General features: G+C 74.6%; 2 protein-coding genes. Both read left to right on the top strand.

All coding sequences use genetic code 11. The annotated features are described in order from the left end of the window. The first annotated feature begins 7 nt into the window (after positions 1-7). Positions 8-12,109 (top strand): type I polyketide synthase, encoded by a 12,102-nt coding sequence (locus IO40_RS39280; RefSeq protein WP_106967487.1) that lies wholly within the window; start codon positions 8-10, stop codon positions 12,107-12,109. 54 nt (positions 12,110-12,163) lie between these two features. Further along, positions 12,164-13,064: beta-ketoacyl synthase N-terminal-like domain-containing protein (locus IO40_RS0132455; protein ID WP_031176659.1), on the top strand; the 901-nt coding region annotated here is incomplete at its 3' end.

Genomic DNA, 13,064 nt, shown 5'->3' with positions numbered 1-13,064 from the left:
GCAGCCTGTGTCGTTCGCGGTGATGGTGTCGCTGGCCGAGTTGTGGCGGTCGTACGGGGTGGAGCCGGCGGCTGTGGTGGGGCATTCGCAGGGTGAGATTGCTGCGGCGTGTGTGGCGGGGGCGCTGTCGTTGGAGGATGCGGCGCGGGTGGTGTGTCTGCGTAGCCGGGCGATTGCGCGGTTGTCCGGTTCGGGTGGTATGGCGTCGGTCGCCGCTCCGGTCGGGCGGGTTGAGGAGTTGCTGGCGGGGTGGTCTGGTCGGGTGTGGGTGGCTGCGGTCAACAGTGCCTCGCAGGTGGTGGTCTCCGGTGAGGCGGAGGCGGTTGGTGAGGTGGTGGCCGAGTGTGAGCGGCTGGGGGTGCGGGCGCGCCGGATCGCGGTGGACTATGCCTCCCACTCCCCGGCCATGGACGCTTTGAAGGACGATCTAGCTGCTGCTTTGGAGGGCATCAGCCCGCGCGCCGGCCAGGTTCCGGTGCTGTCCACGGTGACGGGGGAGTTCACCGACGGTTCGCAGATGGACAGTGGTTATTGGTTCATGAATCTGCGCTCGCGGGTGCGGTTCGCCGAGGCGGTGGAGAAGCTGGCCGCGGAGGGCTTCGGCACGTTCGTGGAGGTCTCCTCCCATCCGGTGATGACGACCGCCGTGCAGGAGGTGACCGATGGCACCGAGGGTGTCGTGGTTGCTGGTTCGCTGCGGCGTGACGAGGGTGGGCTGGACCGGTTCCTGGCGAGCGCGGCCGAGTTGTGGGTACGCGGTGTCGAGGTCGACTGGACGGCCCTGTTCGCAGACGCTCGCCCCCGCACCGTCGATCTGCCCACCTACCCCTTCCAACGCCGGCACTACTGGCCGGACTACCGGCCCCGGGCGGCCTCGGCGGAGCCGGACGGGACTGCCGACGGCGCGTTCTGGTCGGCCGTGGAGCGGGCGGACGCTGAGACGCTGGCCGACACGCTGGGTACCGACGTCGCCGTGCTCGACCCGTTGCTGCCCGCGCTGGCCGACTGGCGCAGGAAGCAACGCGAGGAGGACACCACCGACGCGTGGCGCTACGAGGTGACATGGCGCCCGTGGCGGCCTACCGGCGACGCACCGCCCGCACTGACCGGGACGTGGTTGGTCGTCCGGTCCGCCGCCGCGTCGGACACGGAACAGACCGGCGCGGTCGTCGACGCCCTCGGCGCACACGGAGCCGACGTGCGCACGCTCGTGCTCTCCGACGACCTGGGTGACCGTCAGGCCGTCGCCGAACGGCTGCGCGAGGTCGTACCGCAGCCGACGGGTGTGCTGTCGCTGCTCGCGTTCGACGAGCGTCCGCATCTGGATCTGCCCGGCGTGCCGTCCGGGCTCGCGGCCACGGTCGCCCTGGTGCAGGCGCTCGGTGACGTCTCGTGCACCGCACCCGTGTGGCTGGCCACCCGGGGGGCTGTCGGCATCGGTCCCTCGGATCCGCTGCGCAGTGCGGCCCAGGCGGCGCTCTGGGGGCTGGGCCGGGTCGTCGGACTGGAGCACCCGGAACGCTGGGGCGGGCTGCTCGACCTGCCCGAAGTCCTCGACGCGCGCGGCGGGCAGCGGCTCGCCGCCGCGCTGGCCGACGGCAGCGAGGACCAGATAGCGCTGCGCGCGTCCGGCTGCTTCGTCGCACGGCTGGTACACGCGGCACCCGGCAGTGGACGCACCCGCCCCTGGCAGCCGCACGGCACGGCACTGATCACCGGCGGGACCGGCGGCATCGGCGCGGAACTCGTCCGGTGGCTCGCGAAGGAGGGCATCGGCCACCTGGTGCTGACCAGCCGACGCGGGGCCGACGCGCCCGGAGCTGCGGAGCTGCGCGACGAACTGGCCGCGCAGGGCGTCGGTGTCACCCTCGCCGCCTGTGACGTCGCCGACCGTGCGGCCCTCGCCGAGGTGCTCGGGCAGGTGCCGGAGGAGCATCCGCTGACCGTGGTGGCGCACGCCGCGGGAGTCGGCGAGTACGCGCCGCTCGCCGGGCACGAGCCGGCGCACCTGGCCGACGTCATGGCGGCGAAGGTGCTCGGCGCCGCGCACCTCGACGAACTGCTCGGGGACCGGCCTCTCGACGCGTTCGTGCTGTTCTCCTCCGGTGCGGCCGTGTGGGGCAGCGGTATGCAGTCGGCCTACGCGGCGGCCAACGCCTACCTGGAGGCGCTGGCGCAGCTCAGGCGCTCGCGCGGACGTGTCGCCACCTCGGTGGCCTGGGGCGCGTGGGGCGGCACCGGCATGGCGTCCGACGCGGGCATGGCCCGCCAGCTGGGCGCCCAGGGCATCCGCCCGATGCCGCCCGCGCTGGCCCTCACCGCGCTGCGCGGCGCCGTCGAGCGCGACGAGACGGCCACCGTGCTCGCCGACGTGGACTGGGAGCGGTTCGCCCCGGCGTTCGCGGCGGCGCGTCACCGGCCCCTGCTCGACGACCTGCCCGAGGCCGGTGCGGCCCTCGCGAGCTCACCCGCCGACACGGGGCAGGGCTCGGCCGGCGGCGATCTGCGCCGTCGGCTGGCCGGCCGTACGCCGGCGGAGCAGCAGCGCGAACTGCTGGACCTCGTACGCGCCCACGCCGCGGCGGTCCTCGGCCACCGGGGCGGCGACGCCGTCGAACAGGAACGCGCGTTCCGCGACCTCGGCTTCGACTCGCTCACCGCCGTCGAACTGCGCAACCGGCTGAGCGCGGCGACCGGCCTGCGGCTGCCCAGCACGCTGGTCTTCGACCACGCCCGGCCGCGCCTGCTGGCCGCCTTCCTCCGCACGGAGCTGTGCGGTGACGACAGCGCCGCGCCGGACACGCCCGCGGCAGGCGGCGCGGGTACCGACGAGCCGATCGCCATCGTCGGCATGAGCTGCCGGTTCCCCGGCGGGGTGCGCTCGCCCGAGGAGTTCTGGACGCTGCTCGCCGACGGCACCGACGCGCTGTCGCCGCTGCCGTCCGACCGCGACTGGCCGCCCGCCGTCGGCGGTGTCCGCGAGGGCGGCTTCGTCCACGACGCGGCCGAGTTCGACGCGGGCTTCTTCGAGATGAGCCCGCGCGAGGCCCTGGCGACCGACCCGCAGCAGCGGCTGCTGCTGGAAGCGTCCTGGGCGGCCTTCGAGCACGCCGGGATCGACCCGTCCGCCATGCGCGGCACGCGTACGGGTGTGTTCATCGGCTGCAACAGCATGGGGTACGCGTCCGGTCTGACGTCCGTCCCCGAGGAGGTCCAGGGGCACCTGCTGATCGGCAACGCCACCGCCGTGGTCTCCGGCCGCGTCGCCTACAGCCTCGGTCTGGAGGGCCCGGCGGTGACCCTCGACACGGCCTGCTCGTCGTCCCTGGTGGCGCTGCACCTGGCCGCCCAGTCGCTGCGGTCGGGCGAGTCCGCGATGGCCCTCGCCGGCGGTGTGGCGGTGCTGGTCACGCCGGACAGCTTCACCGAGTTCAGCCGTCAGGGCGGACTGGCCGCCGACGGCCGCTGCAAGGCGTTCTCCGACGAAGCCGACGGTACCGGCTGGGGCGAGGGCGTGGGTCTGCTCGTCCTGGAGCGGCTGTCGGACGCGCGCCGCAACGGGCACGAGGTGCTGGCCGTCGTACGCGGCACCGCCACCAACCAGGACGGTGCCTCCAACGGTCTGAGCGCGCCCAGCGGCCCGGCCCAGCAGCGGGTCATCCGCCAGGCGCTGGCCAACGCCGGGCTCACCGCCTCCGACGTGGACGCGGTGGAGGCGCACGGCACCGGCACCACGCTGGGCGACCCCGTCGAGGCCCACGCCCTGCTGGCGACCTACGGGCAGGACCGGCCCGAGGACCGGCCGCTGTGGATGGGCTCGGTGAAGTCGAACATCGGGCACACCCAGGCCGCCGCGGGTGTCGCGGGCGTCATCAAGATGGTGCTCGCCCTGCGGCACGGGACGCTGCCGAGGACCCTGCACGCCGGTACCCGGTCGACGAAGATCGACTGGTCGTCGGGTACGGCGGAACTGCTGACCGAGGCCCGGGAGTGGCCGCGCGGGGAGCGTCCGCGCCGCGCGGGCGTCTCCGCCTTCGGCATCAGCGGCACGAACGCGCACGCCATCCTGGAGGAGGCCCCCGCGCCGCCCGCAGGGCAGGCCGGGGACCCGGAGGCCGGGACGGTCGCCGCCCGCGACGTCGTCCTGCCGGTGGTGCCGTGGGTGGTGTCGGCGAAGTCGCACGACGCCCTTGCGGCGCAGGCCGGACAGGTGGCGTCCCGCACGGCGGGACTGGACCCGGTGGACGTGGCCATGTCGCTGGCGACCACCCGGGCGTCACTGGAGCACCGCGCGGTGGTGCTGGACGCCGGGACGGACGGGCTGCGTGCACGGCTGGCGGGCCTGGCGGCCGGCGAGCCCGGCCCCGACGTGGTGACGAGGGTGGCCCGTGAGGGCCTGACGGGGTTCGTGTTCTCGGGCCAGGGTGGTCAGCGTCTCGGTATGGGCCGGGAGTTGGCGGAGACGTTCCCGGTGTTCGCCGATGCGCTGGATGAGGTGTGTGCGCACTTCGACGGGCTGTTGGACCGTCCGCTGCGGGATGTGATGTTCACCGACGGCGAGGCGCTGGGGCAGACGGGTTGGGCGCAGCCTGCGTTGTTCGCGGTCGAGGTGGCGTTGTTCCGGCTGGTGGAGTCGTGGGGCGTCAAGCCCGACTACCTCGTCGGCCATTCCGTGGGCGAGTTGGCGGCTGCGCACGTATCCGGTGTGCTGTCGCTGGCGGACGCGTGCAAGCTGGTCGCTGCCCGCGCCCGGCTGATGCAGGCGCTGCCCGAGGGCGGGGCGATGTGGGCCGTGCGGGCCACCGTGGACGAGGTCACTCCGTTGCTGGTGGAGGGTGTCTCCGTGGCGGCGGTGAACGCGCCGGGCCAGGTCGTACTCTCCGGCACACGCGAAGCCGTCGAGACCGTGGCCGCCGGACTCGGGGGCCGCAAGGGCCGGTGGCTGGAGACCAGTCACGCCTTCCACTCGGCGTTGATGGAACCCATGCTCCAGGAGTTCACCGAGGCCGCGCGGGACGTGGCCCACGGAGCTGCGCGCATCCCGATCCTGTCGACGGCGACCGGCGAGCCCGTGACCGAGTTCACCGCCTCGTACTGGGCGGATCAGGTACGCGGGACCGTGCGCTTCGCCGACGCGATCACCCGTCTCAAGGCCCTGGGTGTGGCCCGGTTCGTGGAGTTGGGCCCGGACGGGAGCCTGCTCGGCGCCATCGGCGAGACCTGCGAGCACGCCCTCGCCGTTTCGCTGCTGCGCCGGGACAAGCCGGAACCGGTGACCGCCGTCGCCGCCCTGGCACAGCTGTGGGCGGACGGCGCCGAGGCCGACTGGGCGGCCTTCTACGCCCCCACCGGCGCGCGGACCGTCACCCTGCCCACGTACGCCTTCCAACGCCGTCGCTACTGGCTCGGCAACGGACCGTCCGGCGCCGGCGACCGCTGGCGGTACCAGGTCGCGTGGCGACCCTTCACCCACGGAGACGGCCGACTCTCCGGGAACTGGCTGCTGCTGACTCCCGAGACCGATGACGGAGACGTCGCCGCTCTCACCGAAGCGCTGCGGGCCCGCGGCGCCCGGCCCGAACCGGTCGCCGTCGCCCCCGGAACCGACCGTGCGGAGCTGGCGGAAGCGCTTGGCGGGTACGCCGACGTGGCGGGCGTGGTCTGTCTGCCCACCCTGTCGGCCGGGCCCGCCCAGGCAGCGTCCGGCTGGCTCGCGGACGTGGTACGGGCCCTCGGCGACGCCGCGGTCCCCGCGCCCCTGTGGTGCGTCACCAGCGGTGCCGTACGTGCCGGCGACAACGACCCCGCGCCCGTGGCCGAGTTGGCCGCCGTGTGGGGCCTGGGCCGGGTGGCCGCACTGGAACACCCGGACCGCTGGGGCGGACTGGTCGACCTGCCCGCCCGGCCCACGGCACGGGACGCCGCGCGGCTGGCCGGGCTGCTCGCCGCCGCACCGGACGAGGTGGAGGTCGCGATCCGCTCCACCGGGACGTTCGCACGGCGCCTGGCGCCCGGCACCCGGGCGCCAGGCGCCGCGGGCGACTGGCCGCTGGGCGGCACCGTCCTGGTCACCGGCGGCACCGGGGCGCTGGGCGGCCACGTCGCCCGGTGGCTCACCGCACGCGGCGCCCGGCATCTCGTACTGGTCGGACGGCGCGGCCCCGACGCGCCCGGCGCGGCCGAGCTGCAGGAGGAGCTGACGGCCGCCGGCACCCGGGTCACGCTCGCGGCCTGCGACGTCGCCGACCGTGCCGCGCTCACCGCGCTGATCGACGGACTCGACACCGACGGCGTGCACATCGACGCGGTCGTGCACGCCGCCGGCGTGGTCGACGACGCCCTGCTGCACACCATGTCACGGCGCCAGTTGGCGGACGGCTGGGCGGCGAAGGCCACGGCCGCCGCGCACCTGCACGAGGTGCTGGGCGGGCGGAACCTCTCCGCTTTCGTGCTGTTCTCCTCGCTGGCCGGCACCCTCGGCGCCGTGGGCCAGGCCGGCTACGCCGCGGCCAACGCCTACCTGGACGCGCTCGCCGAGACCCGGCACCATGCCGGGCTGCCGGCCCTGTCGGTGGCGTGGGGCCCCTGGGCCGGCGACGGCATGGCCGGCACCGACGACCTGGCCGAACGGATGCGGCACACCGGGCTGGTCCCGATGGACGCCGAGCCCGCGCTGGCCGCGCTGGAGCGGGCACTCGGCGGAGCCGCGCCCTGCACGGTGATCTCCGACATCGACCGGGAGCGGATCACCACCGCCCACCGCGGACCGTTCCTCGCGGAACTGGCCGCGCCGGAAACCGCCTTCGCCGGCCAGGGCCCGGCCGCATCCGCCGCGTCCGGCACGGTGCCCAGGCTCCGGCGCGAAGTGCTGGCACTGCCCGCCGAGGCACGTCACGCCGCGCTGCTGGACGCGGTGTGCGGCGAGGCCGCCGCGGTGCTCGGACACGCGACCGGCGAACCCGTCGAGCCGCAGGCGGCGTTCTCCGTGCTCGGCTTCAACTCACTGCTCGCCCTGGACCTGCGCGGCCGGCTCGGCGCGCTCACCGGCCTCGACCTGCCCGCCACCCTCGTGTGGGACCACCCCGACGCCGACACGCTCGCCCGTCACCTGCTCCGCGAACTGGCCGGTGACGAAGGGACGTCCGGCCCGCACGACGACGCCCTCCTCCCGGCCCCCGGCGGGGCGCGGGACGACGACGAGCCGATCGCCGTGGTCAGCATGAGCTGCCGCTTCCCCGGCGGGCTCAGCAGCCCCGAGGACCTGTGGCGGCTGCTCGGCGACGGGGCGGACGCGCTCAGCCCGTTCCCCGAGGACCGCGGCTGGGACACCGCGTCCCTCCACCACCCCGACCCCGCCCACGAAGGCACCACCTACGCGCGGGAGAGCGGCTTCCTCCAGGGCGTCGCCGACTTCGACGCCGACCTGTTCGGCATCAATCCGCGCGAGGCACTGGCCATGGACCCGCAGCAGCGGCTGCTGCTGGAGTGCTCGTGGGAGGCGTTCGAGCGGGCCGGCATCGATCCGAAGTCGGTGCGCGGCAGCCGCATCGGCGTGTTCGCCGGCACCAACGGCCAGGACTACCCCGCCGCCCTCCACGAATCCGGCGAGAACGTGGCCGGATACGTCGCCACCGGCAGCTCCGCCAGCGTGTTCTCCGGCCGGATCTCCTACACGTTCGGGCTGGAAGGTCCCGCCATGACGGTGGACACCGCCTGCTCCGCGTCGCTGGTGGCGCTGCACCTGGCCTGCCAGGCGCTGCGTGCCGGCGAGTGCAGCGCGGCCCTGGTCGGCGGCGCGTCGGTGATGAGCACCCCCGGCGCACTGGTGGAGTTCAGCCGGCAGCGCGCACTGTCGCCGGACGGCCGCTGCAAGGCGTTCTCCGACAGCGCGGACGGCACCGGCTGGGGCGAGGGCGCCGGCGTCGTCATGGTGGAGCGGCTCTCCGACGCGCGCCGCAACGGGCACCCGGTGCTGGCCGTGATCCGCGGCACCGCCGTCAACCAGGACGGCGCCTCCAACGGTCTCAGCGCACCCAGCGGCCCCGCCCAGCAGCGCGTCATCCGGCAGGCCCTCGCCGCTGCCGGACTGGCCCCGCAGGACGTGGACGCCGTCGAGGCGCACGGCACCGGCACCACGCTGGGCGACCCCATCGAGGCGCAGGCGCTGCTGGCCACCTACGGCCAGGACCGGCCGGAGGACCGGCCGCTGTGGCTCGGCTCGGTCAAGTCGAACATCGGGCACACGCAGGCCGCCGCCGGTGTCGCCGGGCTGATCAAGATGGTGCTGGCGCTGCGGCACGCCACCCTGCCGAAGACCCTGCACGTGACCACGCCCACCTCCCACGTCGACTGGAACGGCGTACGGGGCGGCGGCGTGCGGCTGCTCACCGAGGAGCGGGCCTGGCCCGACCCGGGCCGGCCGCGACGCGCGGGCGTGTCGGCGTTCGGCGTGAGCGGCACCAACGCCCACGCCATCCTTGAGCAGGCCCCCGCACCGTCCGAGGAGTCCGGGAACCACCCCCAGGAGCCGGCGCCCGGGGCCCGGGACACCGCCCAGCGGCCTGCGCCGTTCACGGGCGCGGTGCTGTGGACGCTGTCCGGAAAGACACCGCAGGCACTCACGGCGCAGGCCACCCGGCTGCTGACCACCGTGACCGGCCCCGACGCCCCGTCCGCCGCCGACGTGGCCTGGTCCCTGGTCACCTCGCGTGCCGCCCTCGACCTGCGTGCCGCCGTCATCGGCACCGACCCCGGCGAACTCGTCACCGGCCTGACCGCCCTCGCCGACGGCCGGGAAGCCGCGGGCGTCGTCACCGGGGCGGCCGGCCCGCCCGGCAGAACCGTGTTCGTCTTCCCCGGCCAGGGCGCGCAGTGGCCCGGTATGGCGACCGCACTCGCGGACGCCTCGCCCGTGTTCGCCGCGAAACTCGCCGAGTGCGAGGAGGCGCTCGCCGAGTTCGCGGACTGGTCGCTCGGCGACGTGCTGCGCGGCTCGCCCGGCGCCCCGGACCACGAGCGCGTCGACGTCGTGCAACCCGCACTGTTCGCGGTGATGGTCTCCCTCGCCGAGCTGTGGCAGTCCTGCGGGGTGCGCCCGCACGCCGTCATCGGGCACTCGCAAGGGGAGATCGCCGCAGCCTGTGTGTCGGGAGCCCTCTCGCTGCGCGACGCCGCCCGCGTCGTGGCCCTGCGCAGCCGCGCGCTGAGGGCGCTGGCCGGAAGCGGCGGCATGGCGTCCGTGATGCTCGCGCCCGAACAGGCCGGCGACCTGATTGCCGGCCACGACGGCCGCCTGTCGGTCGCCGCCGTCAACGGCCCCGCCTCGGTGGTGGTCTCCGGGGACGTCGACGCCCTCGACGAACTGCTGGCCCGCTGCGCGGCGGACGGCGTACGGGCCCGACGCGTCCCCGTCGACTACGCCTCGCACAGCGCCCACGTCGACCGCATCCTCGACGACCTGCGCACCGCGCTGGGCCCGGTCCGGCCGCAGGCCCCCGCCACCCCGATGCTGTCCACCGTCACCGGCGAGTGGATCGAAGCCGGCGAGCTGGACGCGGACTACTGGTTCCGCAACCTGCGTCGGCCGGTGCTGCTCGACCCGGCGGTGCGCACCCTGGCCGGACAGGGCCACCGCAGCTTCCTGGAGATGAGCCCCCACCCGGTGCTGACGGTCCCCGTCCACGAGACCCTCCACGACCGCGCCGAGCCGGCGACGGTCCCCGGGCGGATCTTCGTCGGGGGCTCGCTGCGCCGCGACGACGGCGGACCACGCCGCTTCGCGACCTCCCTCGCCGAGGCGTACGTCTCGGGCATGGACGTCGACTGGGACGCGGTGTTCGCCGGCTCCGGCGCCACCCGGGTGGACCTGCCCACCTACCCGTTCCAGCACCGCCGCTACTGGCCCCGCCCCACCACGGCCACCACCGCCGCGGCCGGCGCCGAGCCGGCCGACGGCGCCTTCTGGACGGCCGTCGAGCAGCAGGACGTCACCGGGCTCGCCGACACCCTCGGCATCGGCGCCGACGCCCTCACCGAGGTACTGCCCCACCTGTCCGCCTGGCGGCGCACCCGTCGGTCGGCCGCCGAACTGGACGCCTGGCGCCACCGCGTCGTATGGCGCCCGCTCGCCCAGCAGCCGACGCGGCTGTCCGGCAGCTGGCTGCTGCTCACCCCACAGACCCCCGACGCCTCCGGGACCGGGCACGTGGAATGGTGCGGCGCGGTCGGCCGGGCGCTGGCCGCCCCCGGAGTGGACCTGCGAACGGTGAGCATCGACCCGGCCACCGCCACCCGCGACTCGCTCACCGAACTGCTGCGCGAGCAGGCACCGCGCGGCACGGTGCGCGGCATCCTCTCGCTGCTCGGCACCGACACCCGGCCCCACCCTGCGCACCCGGAGGTGCCCGCCGGAGTCGCGGCCACCCTGCAACTCGCCCAGGCACTGGCCGACACCGACGGCGACGCACCACTGTGGCTGCTGACCCGGGCCGCCGAACTGGTCACCTCCGCCGACCGGCTCGCCGCCACCGCACAACGCCAGATCTGGGGCATGGGCCGGGTCATCGGACTCGAACAGGCCGACCGCTGGGGCGGACTGCTGGACCTGCCCGCGCAGTTCACCGAACCGGACGCCGAACGGTTCCGCCAGGCACTGGCCGGCAGCGGCGACGAGGACCAGATCGCACTCCGCCGCCAGGGCCTCTTCGTCCGCAGACTGGTGCCCGCACCACTCGGCGACACCCCGCCGGTGCGGCGCTTCCGGGCCCGGGACACCGCGCTGATCACCGGCGGAACCGGCGGCCTCGGCGCCCACATCGCCCGGTGGCTGGCCGCGGCCGGCGCCGAGCACCTGGTGCTCACCAGCCGCCGCGGCCCCGACGCGCCCGGTGCCGGCGAACTCCGCGAGGAACTGACCGCGCTCGGCGCCAAGGTGACCATCTCCGCCTGCGACGTGTCCGACCGCGCCGCCCTGGCCGCGCTGCTGGCCGCACTGCGCGACGACGGCCGGCGCCTCCGCACCGTCGTGCACGCCGCCGGAGTCGTCCAGGCCACACCGCTGGGAGACATGAGCCTCGCCGAGTGCGCCGGCGTCATCGCCGCCAAGGTGCGGGGCGCGGCCCACCTGGACGAACTCGTCGACGAGTTCTTCGACGAGGCCGACCTGGACGCGTTCGTGCTGTTCTCGTCCAACGCCGGTGTCTGGGGCAGCGGCGGCCAGGCCGCCTACGCCGCCGCCAACGCCGCCCTCGACGCCCTCGCCCAGTCCCGCAGGGAACGGGGCCGCACCGCCACCTCCGTCGCCTGGGGCGCCTGGGGCGGCAGCGGCATGGCCGCCGACCCCGCGGCAGAAGAACAGCTGCGCCGGCGCGGCGTGATCACCATGCCGCCGGAGCGGGCCCTCGCCGCACTCGGCCAGGCCCTGGAGCACGACGAGACGGTCCTCACCGTCGCGGACGTCGACTGGGCACGCTTCGCGACCGGCTTCACCGCGGCCCGCCCCCGCCCACTGCTCGACGAGTTGCCCGCCGTCCGGCAGGCCCTCGCCGACACCGGGCCCCGCGAGGCGGCGCAGGGCGGCACGGAACCCGGTGAGCGGCTGCGCGGGATGCCGGCGGCCGAACGGGACGCGGCCCTCCTCGACCTGGTGCGCTCCGCCGTCGCGGCCGTGCTGGGCCATACCGGCATCGAAGCCGTCGACGTGAACCGGCCCTTCAAGGACCTCGGATTCGACTCCCTGACCTCCGTCGAGCTGCGGAACAGGCTGACGTCCGCGACCGGGCTGAACCTGCCCGCGACGCTGGTGTTCGACCATCCGACGCCGCTGGACCTCACCGGCAGGCTCCGCACCGGATTCGCCGGGGAGGAGAGCGCACAACTGCCGCCGGAACAGGCAGTTCTCCAGGAACTGGACAAGCTCGAAGCCGGAATTTCAGCTCTTTCCCCAGACCACGACCTGGAGGCCGTCCAGGCCCGGCTCCGCAGCCTAATGTCGGCGCTGGGGGACAGGCAGTCCGCGGACGGCGACATGCCCGTGACCCGCAAGCTGGAGACAGCGACCGACGACGAGCTGTTCGAATTCATCCACAGGGAGTTCGGCAAGTCTTCCTGAGCGGAAGCCGAGGACCGTCTCCCGTGGCGACGCCAACAGGAGACGGTCCGTAAGGTGAACGAGGACAAGCTTCGCGACTACCTCAAGTGGACGACGGCCGACCTTCACGAGACCCGCAAGCGGCTTCGTGAGGTGGAGGGCGCGGCCCGGGAACCCATCGCGATCGTGGCCATGGGCTGCCGGTTCCCGGGCGGCGTCCGCTCGGCGGACGACCTGTGGAGGCTCGTCGCGGACGGGGCCGACGCGATGACCCCCGTCCCGGCGGACCGCGGCTGGGACCTCACCCTCCCCGGGGTCGGCAACGACACCCTGGGCGGATTCATGTCCGACGTCGCCGACTTCGACGCCGGACTGTTCGGGATCTCACCGCGCGAGGCACTGGCGATGGATCCCCAGCAGCGGCTGCTGCTGGAGGTCGTCTGGGAGTCCCTGGAGCGCGCCGGCATCGCCCCCATGTCGGCCAAGGGCGAAAAGGTCGGCGTCTTCATGGGCGGCTCCCCGTCCCGCTACGACATGCTGCTGACCGCCGACGACGGTGTCGAAGGCTACGTCCTGACGGGCAGCGCGGGCAGCGCCCTGTCCGGACGGGTCTCCTACGCGCTCGGCCTCGAAGGCCCCGCGGTCACGGTCGACACCGCCTGCTCGTCGTCCCTGGTCGCGCTCCACCTCGCCTGCCAGGCCCTGCGCTCGGCCGAGTGCGGCCTCGCCCTGGCCGGTGGTGTGACGGTGATGTCGACGCCGGGTGCGTTCGTGGAGTTCGACAAGCAGGGCGGACTTGCTGGGGATGGTCGGTGCAAGGCGTTCTCGGATGATGCGGACGGGACCGGCTGGGGCGAGGGCGTGGGTGTCCTGGTCCTGGAGCGGTTGTCGGACGCCCGGCGGAACGGCCATCGGGTGTTGGCGGTGGTGCGTGGCAGTGCGGTGAATCAGGATGGTGCGTCGAACGGGTTGACGG

The organism is Streptomyces albus subsp. albus, from assembly GCF_000725885.1.
GTDB lineage: Bacteria > Actinomycetota > Actinomycetes > Streptomycetales > Streptomycetaceae > Streptomyces > Streptomyces albus.
This window is presented reverse-complemented; position numbering and strand designations above follow the sequence as displayed.